At 69.9% G+C, this 16,410-nt stretch carries 12 protein-coding genes; 2 read left to right on the top strand and 10 right to left on the bottom strand.

Translation table 11 applies throughout. From position 1 onward, the window contains the following. Nucleotides 1-46: 46 nt before the first annotated feature. Nucleotides 47-277, top strand: coding sequence for a hypothetical protein (locus ACFVUT_RS27295; protein WP_389654555.1), 231 nt, complete (start codon nt 47-49; stop codon nt 275-277). 102 nt (nt 278-379) lie between these two features. Here ACFVUT_RS27295 and ACFVUT_RS27290 read toward each other — a convergent pair whose 3' ends face one another. The 7 genes from ACFVUT_RS27290 to ACFVUT_RS27260 all read right to left on the bottom strand — a co-directional run bounded on the left by ACFVUT_RS27290 (nt 380) and on the right by ACFVUT_RS27260 (nt 11,255). Further along, nucleotides 380-1,207 (bottom strand): S1 family peptidase, encoded by an 828-nt coding sequence (locus tag ACFVUT_RS27290; RefSeq protein WP_389654553.1) that lies wholly within the window; start codon nt 1,205-1,207, stop codon nt 380-382. Nucleotides 1,208-1,501: 294 nt separating this feature from the next. Then, on the bottom strand, nt 1,502-3,049 hold the full coding sequence (locus tag ACFVUT_RS27285; RefSeq protein WP_389654551.1) for an RNA polymerase sigma factor: 1,548 nt from the start codon (nt 3,047-3,049) through the stop codon (nt 1,502-1,504). A gap of 323 nt (nt 3,050-3,372) precedes the next feature. Then, complete coding sequence (locus ACFVUT_RS27280) at nt 3,373-4,260, bottom strand: FadR/GntR family transcriptional regulator (protein ID WP_389654549.1); 888 nt, start codon at nt 4,258-4,260, stop codon at nt 3,373-3,375. A 160-nt stretch (nt 4,261-4,420) separates the two neighbouring features. Further along, a complete protein-coding gene (locus ACFVUT_RS27275; protein WP_389654547.1) occupies nt 4,421-6,199 on the bottom strand; it encodes an ATP-binding cassette domain-containing protein in 1,779 nt (592 codons plus the stop codon). Between the two features lie 112 nt (nt 6,200-6,311). Continuing rightward, nucleotides 6,312-7,076, bottom strand: a complete 765-nt coding sequence (locus ACFVUT_RS27270; RefSeq protein ID WP_389654545.1) for an NUDIX domain-containing protein — start codon at nt 7,074-7,076, stop codon at nt 6,312-6,314. Nucleotides 7,077-7,519: 443 nt separating this feature from the next. Continuing rightward, a complete protein-coding gene (locus tag ACFVUT_RS27265) occupies nt 7,520-8,845 on the bottom strand; it encodes a DUF4192 domain-containing protein (RefSeq protein ID WP_389654543.1) in 1,326 nt (441 codons plus the stop codon). 250 nt (nt 8,846-9,095) lie between these two features. Beyond that, nucleotides 9,096-11,255 carry a RecQ family ATP-dependent DNA helicase gene (locus tag ACFVUT_RS27260; RefSeq protein ID WP_389654541.1) on the bottom strand — a complete coding sequence of 720 codons (2,160 nt, stop codon included), beginning with the start codon at nt 11,253-11,255 and terminating at the stop codon, nt 9,096-9,098. A 679-nt stretch (nt 11,256-11,934) separates the two neighbouring features. On the opposite strand from ACFVUT_RS27260, the gene ACFVUT_RS27255 reads away from it, so the two are divergent. Beyond that, the gene (locus ACFVUT_RS27255) at nt 11,935-12,564 is read left to right on the top strand and encodes a hypothetical protein (protein ID WP_389654539.1); all 630 of its coding nucleotides are present in this window, start codon (nt 11,935-11,937) and stop codon (nt 12,562-12,564) included. A gap of 65 nt (nt 12,565-12,629) precedes the next feature. On the opposite strand, the gene ACFVUT_RS27250 is transcribed toward ACFVUT_RS27255, so the two are convergent. The 3 genes from ACFVUT_RS27250 to ACFVUT_RS27240 form a co-directional block, all read right to left on the bottom strand. Further along, entirely contained in the window at nt 12,630-13,250 is a 621-nt protein-coding gene (locus ACFVUT_RS27250; protein WP_389654537.1) for a hypothetical protein, read from the bottom strand. Nucleotides 13,251-13,310: 60 nt separating this feature from the next. Next, nucleotides 13,311-14,021, bottom strand: coding sequence for a ribonuclease HII (locus ACFVUT_RS27245; RefSeq protein ID WP_389654535.1), 711 nt, complete (start codon nt 14,019-14,021; stop codon nt 13,311-13,313). A gap of 450 nt (nt 14,022-14,471) precedes the next feature. Beyond that, nucleotides 14,472-16,193, bottom strand: coding sequence for a DUF4153 domain-containing protein (locus ACFVUT_RS27240; RefSeq protein WP_389654533.1), 1,722 nt, complete (start codon nt 16,191-16,193; stop codon nt 14,472-14,474). Nucleotides 16,194-16,410: the final 217 nt, after the last annotated feature.

The following is a 16,410-nucleotide window of genomic DNA, read 5'->3' as shown; positions in this document are numbered from 1 at the left end:
ATGTTGACCCTGGTACGACAGCTCGTCGAGCTAGAGAAGAGGCGACGTGACTACTGTTCTGACCCCCGCGAGCCCGCTGACCGCAGCAGACCGCTGTGACCGCTGCGGCGCCCAGGCATATCTGCGCGTCGTCCTGATCAGCGGCGGTGAACTGCTCTTCTGTGCCCACCACGGTCGGAAGTTCGAGCCGGAACTCAAGAAGATCGCCGCGGAAATACAGGATGAGACGGACCGGCTGACCGCCGTACAGGCCCAGGCCGCCGATGAGGAACACTGACACCTCGCATCCACGACGAGCCAGGGTCAGGTCCCATACCTGACGGCGGGCGGCTTCCGGAAGCGGAAGCCGCCCGTTCTCGTACCTGCGCGGTGATGTCGGTCAGCCGCCGGCCGGCATCCAGCCGATCGCGGCGGAGATGCGCGTGTACACGCCGGGGCTTCCGGCATGTCCGCAGCCGTCCCCCCAGGAGACCAGCCCGATGAGCCGCCCACGGGCCACCAGCGGGCCTCCGCTGTCGCCCTGGCATGCGTCGCGCCCGCCCAGCAGTTCGCCCGCGCAGAGCATCGCTGAGGCGTCGTACGCACCGTCTCTGCCGCCCGGGTAGGCCTGGCGGCACAGACTGTCCGGCAGAACGCTCACCTCGGCGGAGCGGAGCGACGATGCGTAGTCCCTGTCTCCTGTCGTGTCACCCCACCCGTAGACGACCGCGCCGGTACCCGGTGTGTACGCCTGGTCACCGGATTCAGCCATCGGGATCACCTCTTTCGCGGACAGCGCGTCAGCCAGGGTGAGTACCGCCAGGTCTCCCGCGTTGGTCCTGGGATCGAACCCCGGATTGCTCCATGCCGCCTGCACCGGTGTCTCCCGTCCCCCGGTCCCGCGCAGGGCGTCCCGGCCGGAGATGACCCGCAGATCACGCAACTTGCCGACATCGACACCGAGCGCCTCCCGGCTGAGGCAGTGCGCAGCGGTCAGCACCTTCTTCGGCGCCACCACCACACCACCGCAGAACTGTCCGGCGCGCTCGTCTCCGAACCGGTCGCGACTGGACAGTGCCACCACCCAGGGACTGTCCTTGACGTGTGCGGGCTGCCCACCGATGACGATGTCCGCAGCAGCCGGAGCGGCGGATCCAAGCGGTATCACAGCGGCGGCGGCAACCAGGGCGAACACACCTGCCATGGCGCGGAGGGCGGGACGGGACATACGTACTCCTGACTCCGTGGTGAACCGTTCCCACCCAGAGTCATCCCACCTGTCGCCGACCGCACCCGCAGATAGGCCGAGGGCCCGGATCCTCCACGGGATCCGGGCCCTCGGCCGTTGAGTCCTGCGACCCAGTACCCCTCCCGGCGCTGTCCGCCCCGTCGCGCCACCCAGCACGCACGCCCGCCGCGTCGGCCGGAACCACTGGTAGCTCCGCTACAAGCACTTCCGGCCGCCCTGCGATCACACGCACCGGACGACGCACCTCACGGGGCAGTCACTGCCGGTCACGGACTAGTCGAGATAGTCGCGCAGCACCTGCGAACGCGAGGGGTGACGCAGCTTCGACATGGTCTTCGACTCGATCTGACGGATGCGCTCGCGCGTCACGCCGTAGACCTTGCCGATCTCATCCAGTGTCTTCGGCTGTCCATCGGTGAGGCCGAAGCGCATCGAGACCACGCCGGCCTCGCGCTCGGAGAGCGTGTCGAGCACCGAGTGCAGCTGCTCCTGGAGGAGCGTGAAGCTGACGGCGTCGGCCGGGACGACCGCCTCGGAGTCCTCGATCAAGTCACCGAACTCACTGTCCCCGTCCTCACCCAGCGGGGTGTGGAGGGAGATCGGCTCACGTCCGTACTTCTGGACCTCGATGACCTTCTCGGGGGTCATGTCGAGTTCCTTGGCCAGCTCCTCCGGCGTGGGCTCGCGGCCCAGGTCCTGAAGCATCTGGCGCTGCACACGGGCGAGCTTGTTGATGACCTCGACCATGTGCACCGGGATGCGGATGGTGCGGGCCTGGTCGGCCATGGCGCGGGTGATCGCCTGACGGATCCACCAGGTGGCGTACGTGGAGAACTTGTAGCCCTTGGTGTAGTCGAACTTCTCGACCGCGCGGATCAGACCGAGGTTGCCTTCCTGGATGAGGTCCAGGAAGAGCATGCCGCGTCCGGTGTAGCGCTTGGCCAGCGAGACCACGAGACGGAGGTTGGCCTCCAGCAGGTGGTTCTTGGCCCGGCGACCGTCCTCGGCGATGATCTCCAGCTCGCGCTTGAGCTTCGGCGCGAGCTTGTCGGAGTTCGCCAGCTTGTCCTCGGCGAACAGACCGGCCTCGATCCGCTTGGCGAGCTCGACCTCCTGCTCGGCGTTGAGGAGGGGAACCTTGCCGATCTGCTTCAGGTAGTCCTTGACCGGGTCGGCGGTGGCGCCGGCGACGGCGACCTGTTGTGCAGGTGCGTCGTCCTCGTCGTCATCGGAGAGGACGAAGCCCTTGTTCTCGCCCTCGCCCTCCTCTTCCTCACCCTTGCCGGCCTTTACTTCCTCGGCCGCCTCGTCGCCGTCGAGGAGCTCGTCGTCCTGCTTTCCGGACTTCTTCGTCGCTGTCTTCTTGGCAGCCGTCTTCTTCACGGCCGTCTTCTTGGCCGCTGTCTTCTTGGCAGCGGTCTTCTTCGCAGGTCCGGCCGCGGCAGCGTCGTCGGCCACCACGTCCACGGTCTCTGCCGACGGGGCGGCAGTGGCCGCGACAGTCCTGGTCACGGTCGTCTTGGCCGCGACAGTCTTGGTGGCGGTGCGCTTGACCGGGCTCTTTGCTGCGACGCTCTTGCGGGCACGTTTGGACGGCTCCGCGGCACTGACCATCAGCGTCACACCCTCTTCCTCGAGGATCTGGTTGAGGCTGCGCAGAACATTCTTCCACTGGGTTGGCGGAATCTGGTCAGCCTCGAAGGCCCGACGCACGTCATCGCCGGCGATCTGCCCATCAGCCTTTCCCCGCTCGATGAGCGCCATCACAGACTCAGACTCGGCGATCTCCGGCGGGAGCGTACGGGATGTGCTGGCCGACACGAACAACCTCTCGGAACGATGGAAACGGCTTCCGGCCCGGCCCTGGACAGGGCTGGACCGACGACCGCCGGGCCGGGAATGTACCGACGGCGCGGGTTTCGCCTCAGAAGTCCACAGCGCACTCAATGGCTGCTGTATTCCTTCCGCGGCGGTCACCTCTTAAGTCATCGCACTGTTTCGAGGAGTGTTACGCCCAATCCGCGTGGCCCGAGTCACACCTCATTTGCGACGAACGTGACCGGAGGTGTCATCCCCCCACAATTGTGCCGCCGGACCGTCGGGGCCCGGCGACACGCGGTTCGTACACCCTGGCCGCGCTGTGCTCAGTGCTCGCGGGGCGCGGGTACCACCCGCTCCACCTCGGGGTGAACGACGAGCAGTTGACGCATGGCGGCCTCGGCGCCCGCCGAGTCGCCCGACGCGAGGGCGTCGACGATCCGGGCGTGGTGACCGAGGGACGCCTCGCCGGGCCGGTCGCAGCCTGTGACGGGACCGCCCGAGACGTGCAGGGCCGCGGAGACGATGCCGGAGAGGTGCTCCAGCATGCGGTTGCCCGCCGCCTGGATGAGGAGGGAGTGGAATTCCGCGTCAGCCCGGGAACAGGTCAGACTGTCGCCCTGCCCGAGCGCGTGTCCCATGATCTCGACCATGTCAGCCAGGCGCTGCTGAATGTCCTCACGGCCATGTCCTGCGGCGAGACGGGCAGCGAGCGGCTCGATCGTCCAGCGGAGCTCCCCCAGCTCACGACGCTGGTCCTCGCGCTGCGGGCCGAAGGCACGCCATTCGATGATGTCGGGATCCAGCAGATTCCAGTCACTGACGGGGCGGACCCGGGTGCCCACATTGGGCCGGGCGCTGACCAGGCCTTTGGCCTCAAGGACACGCAACGATTCGCGTACGACGGTGCGGGAGACCTCGAATCGCTGACCGATCTCTTCCGGCACGAGCGGGCGGTCGGCGCCCAGGTCGCCGGAGACGATCATCTGACCCAGCTGCTGAACGAGTTGACCGTGGAGGCCGCGGCCCCGGCTGGCCGAGCCCCGCCGGCTCCCGCGACCGAGCTCGGGATCGGAACCCTCCCAGGATCGAAGAGCGGCACGCTCGCCGGCCGGCGCCTCCGCGTACGGGTAGCGGTCGAGTTCACCCGGGCCGGCGAGGCCGGAATCGGCGGAGCGGGCGGCGGTCATCATGGTGTGCGCAAGGGTACTCACGCATCCTTTGTCGGCGCGGCCCAGCCGCCGCTTGAGGTCTTTGGTGAAAAGCACACGAAAGGGTGATCGTCACCCACCCCCCAATTGACGCCTTACTGGTATAAAACAGACATTTTCAAGGAAGTTGAGAGACCCGCCGCCAGCCGTCGCCGTCCTGCGATCACCAACGGACCCTGCCGCGAAGGCTGGTGAACAGATACGCGCAGATCAGGACCGAAAGCGACAAAGACAGCGCGGTCCCCACAGGGTGTGCCACCACGCGGACAGCAGCCGCCACCCATCGGTCCGTCGTCTCCGGCCAGCGCGGCCACACCCACTCGCGAAGCCCGGCCGGAAGCCCCGCGACCGGACGCGAGCCCGGCACCGCCAGCAGGCTCCGGACCATCGGGACAACGAGCACAGGAACGGCGAGCACCGCGACGACCCCGGCCGTGGCCACTCTGAACACACCGGCGGCCAGGAGGCCCGCCCAGGCGCAGCCCACGACCAACGCAGCCCAACTCGCGCCCAGATGGAGCGAGTTCGATTGAACTTTGATCACGTCGTCGCCGTACACCACTCGAAGGACTTCGGCGGAGGCCAGCACGACACCCAGGGCGAGAACAAGGGCCGCACCCGCCGACACCACCAGTTTGGCGAGAAGCAGGCCCAGACGGCGCGGGACGGTGTCGCTGCCGGACGCGAGCGCGGGGTAGCGGAATTCCTCGCCGAACGAGAGGGCTCCGAGCAGTCCGGCCCCCACCGCCGCGGGCGGTAGCGGCAGCAGCGACGGCCAGGCCGCCAACACCTTCGGCAACTGCGCATGGCCGGAGCGAGCGAGGAGGACGGAGAGTCCGACCGAGACAACCAGCACAACAGCTGTGATCAAGGTTGACGTTCCGACACCGAAGAACCGGCGCAGTTCGTATCGCAGCGGGTGGAGCGGGCTACGGGGCGGGCGGCGGCGAATCGGCGGCGGTTGCGAACCGGACGCCCGCTCGGTCGTGCGCGGTTCGGTCCGCTCCTCGCCCTCGCCCTCGCCCTCGCCCTCGCCCTCGCCGGCAACGGGGCCCGCGGAATCCGCGGGGCCGATGTCGCCGACCTCGTCCGCGAGTCGGTGCACCGGGAGCCCGTGCCGAAATGCCGTGTCACCGATCTCCGCGCAGTTGGAGCCGTACACAGAAAGGCGACCGCCCTCTTCGGCAACCACCTCGACCGAACGCCTGGCGGCTCGGGCCTCTCGGCCGACGATCGCGGCGAGGCGGGCCGCGTGGGGGGTACGGACCTCGACCCGGGGGCGGAGACGAGTCCGCGAGAACTCTTCGGCACTCTGATCGGCGACGAGACGTCCGTCGGCGACGGTGACCACACGGTCGGCAGCCCGCGCGGCTTCCTTGGGGTCGGCCGTGGTGAACAGAACTGTCCCGCCCTTCGCGGCATGGGCTTGCAGCAGACCGTGCACCCGGCACGCCTCTCCCGGAGAGAGACCTGCCGCGGGGTCGTCGAGGACCAGCGTGTGCGGGTCACCGAGCAGCGCCGCGGAAAGGGCGAGCAGTCGGTCCATGCCGAGCGAGAGCGTGCCGACGCGCTGATCCCGGAGTCCGGCGAGGCCGACCACTTCGAGCAGTTCGTCGGCCCGGGACGCGGGCACCCCGGCGGCGGCGCAGAGCATGCGCAGCTGACTTCGGACGGTGCGGGCGGGATGACCGGGCACGTCCCCGAGGAGTACACCCACCTCGCGTGCGGGGCGCGGGATGCGGTGCAGTGGTCTGCCCCCGAAGTAGGCGGTCCCCCGCCCCGGGTCGAGTTCGAGCATCAGGCGAAGGGCCGCGGTCTTGCCCGAGCCGGGAGCACCCAGGAGCGCCGTGACGCAGCCGGGCGGGGCTTCGAAGGTGAGACCGTCCACTGCGGCCGGAAGGCCACGGCGGGGAGCACTGGTGAGTCCGATGACCTGGAGCATCGCTTCTCTCGCGGAAGGTGGGACCGCTCGGCGGCCCGGTGAGTACCGCAGCAAGATAACGCGACATATCTGACTTTTTGTGCATCACCGACCTTGCGGGTGTCCCGCGGGGTCAGACGTCCGGCCTCAGCATCGGCGGGTTGAGCACCGTGGCCGAACCGGCCCGGAAGAGCTGGGCGGGGCGCCCGCCCTGCCGCGTGGTCGTCCCCCCGGCAGGCACCAGGAAACCGGGCGTACCTGTCACCTTGCGATGAAAGTTCCGCGGGTCGAGAACCACGCCCCATACCGCCTCGTACACCCTCCGCAGCTCACCGACCGTGAACGTGGGCGGGCAGAAAGCGGTCGCCAGGGAGGAGTATTCGATCTTGGAACGAGCCCGTTCGACGCCATCGGCAAGGATCCGCGCGTGGTCGAAGGCGAGCGGGGCCTGGCTTTCGCCCTCATGGCCGAAGCCGCCCTCCGGTCCGAGCAGATCCTCGACGGGTGCCCAGCGCGCGCTGTTCGCGTCGCCACCCGCCCGAGGAGCCGGAAGATCGGGGGCCAGCGCGAGGTGAGCGACGCTGACGACCCTCATCCGAGGGTCACGGCCGGGGTCGCCGTAGGTGGCGAGCTGTTCGAGATGGGCGCCGTTGCCAACTGCCGGGGCTGCCGGATCCTGGGCGCACAGGCCGGTCTCCTCGACGAGCTCGCGCGCCGCCGCGGCCCCGAGATCCTCATCGGCTTTGACGAAGCCGCCGGGCAGCGCCCATCGACCCTGGAACGGTGGCTCACCGCGTCGTACCACCAGCGCGCAGAGCGCATGACGGCGCACCGTGAGCACGACCAGGTCGACGGTGACAGCGAAGGGCGGAAAGCTCGACGGGTCGTAGGGCGGCATGCGGTGATCATAGTCGTCTCCCTGACGATAAACACTCCCTTCGCCGTGCTCGTCGTCCGCCACAACTCCGGTCCCCTCGTTGGGCCCAGAGCCGCTCGATCACCCGCGAACCTCCGGGAACTGCCGGAAACCCCGGGCGCTGCCCGTCGACGCCCTGGAGACCACCGAGCGCGCATCTCCGGTCGGTCACTGCCTGGCTTTCCGACGGCAATGCGGTCGAGAACCACGACCGATCAGCGCGTCTGTACCGGACTCGCCACGGTGGGCGGTGCACCCATCAGGCCCGTGTCGCACGGTGCGCCACCGGCCCACGCCCCGCACCGCCGCAACGTCGTTCCGTCCCGCCTCCGCGGCCTCGGCACGGCCCGTTGATGCCCGCCGACACCGACGCCGGCCCGGTCAGGCGAGAATCACTGTCCAGCCGGAGCGACCAGGCGCGGCGGTCACCGACCGCCTCCGGACCCGCGACGACGAGGGGATGGCTGCCCCGACCGGCGTCGGACATCAGCCGTCCCCGACCGGCGCCGGACATCAGCTGTCCGGGGACGACCGGAGCCGGACGAAGCCTTCCTGCGCCGTGCAGCGGCCGGGCGAGCCGTGCGGGGCCTCGTGCCCCGGTCCGCACAGTGATCGCGACGGCCCGTCCGTGCACTGCGCTCGCCTCGGAGACAACGGCGCAATGTCTCCGGATCAAGACCTTGGTTGCACGCCTCATGGAGGAGTTGAGCGAAGGTGTACTCGGGGTCCGCCCGCAGGGCGAGCCCCAACGCGACCCGTGCGGCCGGTTCGTCGCCCGTCGACCAGGAGACCCACCCTGCCAGGGTCAGCGGCGCCGCGGCATGCTCTTCGTACGGTGCCACGCAGCGGCGGGACAGCGCCCGCCAGAGTCGCAGAGCACAGTGGGCCTCGGGGCCTTCCATCCATTCCGCGGCCCTGTCACGGGTGTCCCGGTCCTGCAGGCCGAGGATCAGCGCAGCGGCCTCGTCATGGGTGATCAGCCGGTCGTCGTCGAGGTCCGACGCGGAGGGTGCCGTCACCGGCGCTTCCCCGAGGCGTCGCATGAGCCTTCGGGCCAGCCCCAAGGTGTCACGGGCCACGTCCTTGCGCCCCTCCTCGTCGAGGATGCGTGGCACCAGCTCGGCCCCGGCGGAGTCGAGTGCCCTCTGCTGCTCCGCAGCCGCCGACGTCTTCAGAGGCGCGAGCCCGGCCTCCATCTCCCGAAGCGTTCCGCGTACGTGAATGCCCGCGTATGCGGCGGCGGCCGCCATCACCGAGGTCCCGGGCATGGCCAACTGGTTGCCTTCGGCCGGGCAGCAGCGGTCGTCCGGGCAGCAATACGACCAGTACCGGCCGTCAGAGATGCAGAGTGCTTCGAGCACGGGTACGTCGAGACCACCGCAGGCCGTACGCAGCCGCTGGGCAAGGGGCCTCAGCCGCTCCATGATCTGGTTGCCGCTCTCGCCTTCGGCCGGATCCTGGCAGAGGAAGACGACGATCGCGTCAGGACGCTCCCCACGCCGTTCGCTCCCCTTGATCAGGCACTCGGCAAGCTGCTCGGCGACGGGCGGCCATTCCTGAGGTGACTGCGGGAGGCCGAGCCTGAGCCGTCCGCCGAAGCGCCCCCGGCCACCGTGCAGGGCGACCATGACCACGCTGTCGTTCGGGTGGAAACCCATGAGATACGGGAGGGCGTCGGCGAGTTCGGCAGGGCCTCGCAGGGTGATCTGCTGCTCGTCGACCGGACCGGTGGATTCGTGGTGCTGGTTCATGGCACGACCGTCCCGCGGGAGGCCACATTCCGCGACCCCTGTGGATAACTTTGTCCACAGGGTCGCGGAGCCGTTCGCGCTTGGCCGTGGCCATCCGGTTGCATGGAGGCATGACCGAAACAGACCGCCCAGAGCTCAGGACCTCGACCGACTCCTTACCGGTACCGCGCCCGGAAGGGTGCGCCGTGAAGCTCTCGCCCGCCGCAGTGCCCCTCGGCGAGCCGGCGTCAGCAGCATGTGCGCGAACATCTCAACCTGCCGCAGCAAGGACCAAGGGGAGAACCTGTTCACTGCCTGCCTGCCGGAGCAGCCGGGCAGCGACTGCGAGGGTCCAGCCGGAGTCGGTGCGGTCGTCCACGAGCAGGACGGGGCCCGGGGTACGGGCCAGGGCGCCGGCCAGTTCCTCAGGGACGGTGAAAGCGCCGGACAGCTCCCTGAGGCGTTGGGCGGAATTGCTGCGGCGCGCCGCGTGTGCGCCGCTCGGCCCGGTGTACGTCAGGGTGCCCAGGAAGGGAAGGCGGCCGACGGCCGCGATTCCCTGGGCGAGGGAGCCGACCAATTGCGGGCGGTTCAGGGACGGCACTGCGACGACGCCCACCGGCCGGGCAGAGGCGTCCGGGATATTCGGCGCCCAGCCACCCGGAGAGCGCGCCCAGTCGGCGAGGACCGCCACAGCGGCCCGGAGAACATCGTCGGGGACCGGCCCGTCGGGCGCGCTCTCGGCCAGCAGCGGGCGCAGCCGGTTGCCCCAGCCGATGTCCGAAAGCCGGCCCAGGGCACGCCCGGTGGAGCACTGTTCCTTGATCGGGATACGCCCCTTGAGGTCGATGCCCAGCGCGGGCATTCCCGTGGGCCACATCCGTCGCGGCTCGAACTCCACGCCCGGGCGGTCCAGTTCCTTCGCTGCTCCTGTCAGCGTCTCCGCCGAGACAGAGGAATCGGCCCAGTCGCCCGCGCAGTTGTCGCAACGGCCGCATGGTGCCGCCCCCTCGTCGTCCAGCTGCCGGCGCAGGAACTCCATCCGGCATTGGGAGGTGCTCACGTAGTCGCGCATGGCCTGTTGCTCGGCGGACCTCTGGCGGGCGACCCAGGCGTACCGCTCCGAGTCGTAGATCCACTGCTGGCCGGTGGAGGTCCAGCCGCCCTTCACCCGTCTGACAGCCCCGTCCACGTCGAGGACCTTGAGCATGCTCTCCAGACGGGTGCGCCGAAGATCCACCACCGCCTCCAGCGCGGGAACGGACAGCGGCCGTCCCGCGTCGGCGAGAGCCGAGAGGGTCTGTCGAACCTGCGCCTCGGGCGGGAATGCGGTATCGGCGAAGTAGCGCCAGATCGCCTCGTCCTCCTTGCCCGGCAGCAGCAGGACATCGGCGTGCTCGACCCCGCGGCCGGCACGCCCCACCTGCTGGTAGTAGGCGATCGGCGAGGACGGCGAACCGAGGTGGAGCACGAAACCCAAATCCGGCTTGTCGAAACCCATCCCCAGCGCCGACGTCGCGACCAGCGCCTTGACCCGGTTCGCGAGCAGGTCCTCCTCGGCCTGCAGGCGGTCCGCGTTCTCCGTACGCCCCGTGTAGGAGGCCACCCGAAAGCCGCGCTGTCGCAGGAAGGCGGTGGCCTCCTCGGCCGCGGCAACCGTGAGGGTGTAGATGATCCCGGAGCCCGCCAGCTCGTCCAGGTGCTCAGCCAGCCAGGCCAGCCGGTGCGCGGCGTCCGGCAGCTCGACCACACCCAGCCGCAGGCTCTCCCTCTCCAGCGGCCCGCGCAGCACCAGCGCCTCGCCGGCACCGGTACCCAATTGCTCGGCCACATCCGCCGTCACGCGGGCGTTCGCCGTCGCGGTCGTGGCCAGCACCGGCACACCGGCAGGAAGCTCCGCCAGCATCGCCCGCAGCCTGCGGTAGTCGGGGCGGAAGTCATGCCCCCAGTCGGAGATGCAGTGCGCCTCGTCGACCACGAGCAGACCGGTCGTGGCTGCCAGCTCGGGCAGCACCTGATCGCGAAAATCCACAGAATTGAGGCGTTCCGGACTTACGAGGAGAACATCGGTCTCGCCGCGCTCAACCTCCCCGTAAATGGTGTCCCACTCCTCCGGATTGGCCGAGTTGATGGTGCGCGCCCGGATACCGGCCCGCGCCGCCGACTCGACCTGGTTACGCATCAGCGCCAGCAACGGCGAAACGATCACCGTCGGCCCCGAGCCACGTCGGCGCAGCAGAGCAGTGGCGACGAAGTACACCGCAGACTTGCCCCAGCCCGTGCGCTGCACCACCAGTGCCCGCCGACGCTCCTCCACCAGAGCCGCCACCGCCTGCCACTGGTCCTCCCGCAGCCGCGCCGAGCCGCTCGGGTCACCGACGAGCTCGGCGAGGACGGCATCGGCTTCAGTGCGCAGCTCCAGGTTGTCCATGCCCCCATGCAACCCGATGGCAAGGACAATCGACCAATTCACCGCACGTGACAACCAACTCACGAACGGTTCCGAACACGCGCCGATCGAGGACGCCCAGAGCGGAGCGCGCGGCCACGACTGTCCTCGATCGACACGTTTGCGCAGGTCAAGACCCCCACTCCGGCTGGAATCGGGATGCCTTACCCGTCCGGTGGTCCCGAGCGGCTCAACGATCCCGCATGCCGTGATCGGGCCCTGCCGCGACACGTCGCCGCCGGCGGACCGCTCGTGGTCGACGGAGCGCACTGCGTCTCCGGCCGAGGCCGAGACCTCAGGCGGGAACTACCGACGGCTGCGGACGGTGCCGGCCGACCTGCCCGCCTGCGTACGCACCGGACGGACGCCGGCCGTGGCCGCACAACCACTGCGCCGGGCGGGGCGCACAGGGTGTTTCCGCTGGTCCTCGCCGTTCAGGCGTGACGGGTGGCGTCATTCGGGCGCGGAGTGGGCAGGGATATCAGAGTCATTCCGGCTGATTTCCGTCAGCTGCGCCAATTGCTCGTTGCCGCCTGCCGATAGGCCAGGAAGAATTGGACTCGCTCCCCGCACGGTCCTTTCGCGGCCCGGAAGGGCTGTGTCGCGGTGCGCCCTCACCCGACCCTGCCCCCATGGTGGGCGCGTATGCGAAGGGAGGATCGTGACCTTCGGATTCGCTCCGTCTGCGGCCACTTCGATGTCGGGATCCGCCGATTCCGCCAACCACCTTGCCAGAATGCTCGAACCGGCCGAGTGGGCCGCAGCGGGCATACCGTTGCTGCGCAGCCCCCGCGAGGTTGTCAGCGGCCTGCACGCGCGGCACCGCCCGACCCCCGCGACCGCTGTCGTCGCCGTGCTCGACCATGAGGAACGCCTCAGGGCCAGCGCCTCGTTCACCCGCCGCGCCACGACGGCGGACGGCTGGGAGTTCCGCAACGCCCTGCTGGCGCATCTGCGTCGGGTCATCCCGCACGACCTGCGCCGCCGCACCCCCGTCCGCACGGCAGTACTGCTCTACTGCCGCGCGGGCGATGAGCGTTGGACGGAGGAGGACGGAGCGTGGATGTGGGGCCTGCGCGACGCCTGCACCTTGCACGGCCTTCGGTGCGGCGCGTACATCACGCTGACCAGTGGCGGCTGGCATGTGCTGGGTGAGGGCCGGGGCGGGCGTCGGCCCAACTCCACATCACAGCCGTCCGCTCTCGTCGACACCTCGCTCGACCACGATCCGGTCCCGCTGCGCACCGGCGGCGGTGCGGCTCAGGCACTGCAACGGACCGTGGCCCGCTGACGCCCGGTCTGCGGGCCCGGCTGCCCCGTCGGACAGCCGGGTCGCCCGGCCATGCGCCCGACGGCTCAGACGCCGACGCCGAGCACCGCGTCGATCCGCTGCGGATCTCCGCACACGATCAGCAGGGAACCGGCGCGATCCCGCGCACCGGTCAGCGCGCCGTCCACGGCGTCACCGCCGTCGCCGTTGACGGCGACGATCACCACGGGGCGGGGCTTCACCCGGCCGATGGCTGCGGCACCGGCGAAGAAGACGTCGTCGCCTGCCTCGTGCTGCGCCCAGTAGGCAGCCTCGCCGAACGAGAGCTCGTGCGCGGCCCACGGGTGCTGATCACCGGTGGAGAGCACCAGGATGTCGCCCGGTGCGCGTCCGGAGTCGAGCAGCAGGTCCACCGCTTCGTCGGCGGCGTCGAGCGCGCCGGCGGCCGATGCGGGGATCAGCTGGATCTGCGGTGCGGAACGATTCTCCGGCCGGGCCGACTTCGGCTGACCGGAGGTGGAGTGCGGGCGCTGCGCCGGGGGCGCGGGCCTCGCGGGGCCAGGTCCCGGACGACCGGGGCGCGGCACGGCCGCTGAACGCGGGCCGGGTACGGGACGGGGGGTCGACGCGGTGCGGCCTGCGGCCGGAGTGACGCGAGGACCCTGGGCGCTCTCGTGAATCTGAGACTCCTCGGGTATGAGAGGCATGGGTGGTTGTCTATCAAACGCCGATACACACGGCATCAGCGGGTGGGCGCATGTGCGCGATCAGAAGTCGAAGCCGAGTTGGCCCCCGCTTTCCAGTGCAGCCGCCTCGGCGGAGAAGCGGACCTTCTTGAGGTGCTGCCACCTGGGCAGCGCGTCGAGATAGGACCACGAGAGGCGGTGGTGGGGGGTGGGGCCCCACTCCTCCAGTGCTGCCCTGTGCACAGGCGACGGGTAACCCGCATTGGCCTCGAAGGCGAAGGCGGCGTACTCGCCGGAACCCCCGCCCAGTTCGGCCATCATCGTGTCCCGTCGGACCTTCGCGATCACCGAGGCAGCCGCGACCGCGATACAGGACTGGTCGCCCTTGATCACTGTGCGGACCTGCCAGGGCGGTCCCAGGTAGTCGTGCTTGCCGTCGAGTATCACCGCGTCGGGCCTCACCGGCAGGGCTTCGAGGGCGCGCACGGCGGCGAGGCGGAGTGCTGCCGTCATGCCCAGGTCGTCGATCTCCTGCGGAGAGGCATCCCCGAGGCCGAACGCGGTGACCCAGCGCTCAAGCAACGGAGCCAGCTCGGCACGGCGCTTGGGGCTGATCAGCTTGGAGTCGGTGAGTCCGGCGGGAGGTCTGCGAAGTCCGGTGACGGCCGCACACACAGTGACCGGCCCCGCCCACGCTCCGCGTCCGACCTCGTCGACTCCGGCGACGGTCCTGGCACCGGTTGTGGCGCGCAGTGAGCGCTCGACGGTGTGCGTGGGTGGTTCGTACGGCATGGCGCCTGTCAGCGTACGCCGGTGGGTGCGCGGACAACACCCCGGGGCACCCGACAGCTGACGGGGCTGGATGTGGCGCCGCGGAACCGGGTTGCGTCACGGTCGCGGTTCTGGTGATCAACTTGCTGCGGTGCAGAGGTATGAAGAACCGCTCGGGCACGACGGTGTCCGCGAAGTGTCCCCTCGGCCCTGCGAATCTGCGCTGCGAATCTGCGCTGCGAGAACGTCGCCGTGGGTCACTGACTGGAGGAACTCAGCAGCGTGCATCACATGCGTGAAGTGCGGGCCGTGGTGCCGACAGCCGCCGGACGTGCCGCCTGCCGCACCACGGCGGCTCGGCCTTGTGCCCGGGCGGCTCGGCCTTGTGCCCGGGCGGCTCGGCCTTGTGCCCGGGCGGCTCGGCCTTGTGCCCGGGCGGCTCGGCCTTGTGCCCGGGCGGCTCGACTCGCGTCAGTACGGATCGTAGGGGTCGTACGGGTCGTCTTCGCCGCGCTGGCCGTCTCCGCCACTCCTGCGCGAAGCGTCGCAGGTCTGCGCCAGTTCGTTCGAACCGTGCTTCCCCAGGATGTCCCGGGCCCGTGCCTCTCCCCAGCTGGTGGCGTACCAGGGTTCCTCGGAGTCCCGCAGCGACCGTTCGATGTCCCTGAGGGCGCAGGAGCGCAGTGGCTCGGGAAGGGTGTCGAGTGCCGGTACGGCGTCGGCGGACAGGCCCCGCAGATAGTCGATGTCGATCGAGTGGTCGTCGCGGTACCGCTGGACGTTCTGCTCCGCGATCAGCCCGTCGGGCGAGACCAGTCCGAACGCGAGCACGGCGACGGCTGCGCTCGCGGCGACGGCGCGCGGCAGCAGTCGGGCGCCGAACGCCCCTGCCGCCATGATCAGGACGATGACCACGCCCAGCCAGAGTTCCACCGCGGCCACGGATATGCGCAACCTCGTCAGACCGTACGCATCGACGTACAGGTCCATGCGCCGCAGCGCGGACACCACGACGATGAGGGTGAGCAGGCAGAGCACGCCGAGCACGCTCCGGACGAGGGTGCGGTCGCTCCCCCGTCCGCGGGGGGCCCAGCGCAGGGCGAGCGCGATCACCAGGAGCGTGAGGAGCGTGGCCCAGAGCAGTTGCCAGAAGCCCTGCCGGGCGTACTCGGAGTAGTTGAGATCGGTCTCCGCCATCACCTTGTCGTATCCGCCCAGCAGCACAGTGAGCTGGATGGCGATGAAGACGGCGAAGAGCAGATTCAGCACGATGAGCGGCAGGGCCCATTCCAACCGCCCACGGCCCTTGCCCGGACGAACGGTGATGCCGTCCCAGCGCACCGGGGCTGCCGCGGTGTACGCGGCGGCGAGCGCGCCGACCAGGCCCACCACGAAGAGGAACAGCCGCCAGGGGCTGCCGCTCAGTGACACATCGGGGATCAGGCTCCCGAGCACATCCGCGAAGGCGGCGTCGGCGCTGGCGAAGAGCGTCCCGAACACGATGAGCAGGACGACCGCCACCGCGCTGGTGCGGAGTGCCGTGCCCAACCGGCCGCGGGAGCCGGCCATGCGCTCGCGCACGCCTCGCCCGCCCCAGGCCAGCCCCTCGGCGATGGAGCTGAACAGGCCCAGTGAGCCGAGGAACACTCCGAGCCAGCCGCGACTGCCGTGCAGGGCCAGCGAGCCCAGCGCGACGGCCGATACAACGGCGAGGAAGGTGGGCCATCCGGCGTCCCGGAGGGCCGGGACGGAGAGAAGTGCCAGCCCACCCACGGCCCAGAAGGCTGTCCAGGGACGGAGGCGGCGACCGGCCGCCCGTGCGGCGAAGAAGGCGGCGAGCGCTGCGGGGATCGCGACGATCAGCAGGTTCAGGCCCAGGCCGTCACCCAGCAGCAGGGCGCTCAGCACAGCGGTGGCGAGGATGGACCAGAGCGTCGCGTTCTGTACGCCGACGGGCTTGGCCACACGCAGGCGCGACAGCGCGGGAGGCTGGGTCCTGGCCGGCTGCCAGGGGTTGGGCGACTGCTGCGCCCCGCCCCGTTGCGCGTACGCCGGCAACTGCGGCGGCTCTGGGGCCGCTCCGCCGGGCTCCGGCGGAGCCTTCGCCGTTGCGGTCGGCCCGGGAGCCTGACCGGGATCCGCCGGCCCGGGGGCTGCTTTCGGCCGGGGCGTTTCTGACGTGTGATCGGACATGGGACCCCTCCCCCACCGGAGTCCGCACGCATCGCCTCAGGGGCGGTGCGGGGTACACCGGCGTCTCATTTCGGCACACGCCCATCAGAATGATCTTCGAGGGCGGCGTGGCCGAAAGAGTAACTGCCCCATACGGTTTCCAACCGTGTGAGGAGGGGCTGTGGCAGTACCGTGACAGTTGGGTGCCCGGCTGACCCACCGGGTCGCGGGCGACCGT

Source organism: Streptomyces sp. NPDC058051, assembly GCF_042885475.1.
Taxonomy (GTDB): Bacteria; Actinomycetota; Actinomycetes; order Streptomycetales; family Streptomycetaceae; genus Streptomyces.
This window is presented reverse-complemented; position numbering and strand designations above follow the sequence as displayed.

Bases quoted from the DNA above. Each gene is read 5' to 3' on its own strand.
- ACFVUT_RS27265 (WP_389654543.1), bottom strand. From the start codon at position 8,845: ATGAACCAGCACCACGAATCCACCGGTCCGGTCGACGAGCAGCAGATC.
- ACFVUT_RS27245 (WP_389654535.1), bottom strand. From the start codon at position 14,021: ATGCCGTACGAACCACCCACGCACACCGTCGAGCGCTCACTGCGCGCC.
- ACFVUT_RS27290 (WP_389654553.1), bottom strand. From the start codon at position 1,207: ATGTCCCGTCCCGCCCTCCGCGCCATGGCAGGTGTGTTCGCCCTGGTT.
- ACFVUT_RS27275 (WP_389654547.1), bottom strand. From the start codon at position 6,199: ATGCTCCAGGTCATCGGACTCACCAGTGCTCCCCGCCGTGGCCTTCCG.
- ACFVUT_RS27260 (WP_389654541.1), bottom strand. From the start codon at position 11,255: ATGGACAACCTGGAGCTGCGCACTGAAGCCGATGCCGTCCTCGCCGAG.
- ACFVUT_RS27270 (WP_389654545.1), bottom strand. From the start codon at position 7,076: ATGCCGCCCTACGACCCGTCGAGCTTTCCGCCCTTCGCTGTCACCGTC.
- ACFVUT_RS27240 (WP_389654533.1), bottom strand. From the start codon at position 16,193: ATGTCCGATCACACGTCAGAAACGCCCCGGCCGAAAGCAGCCCCCGGG.
- ACFVUT_RS27250 (WP_389654537.1), bottom strand. From the start codon at position 13,250: ATGCCTCTCATACCCGAGGAGTCTCAGATTCACGAGAGCGCCCAGGGT.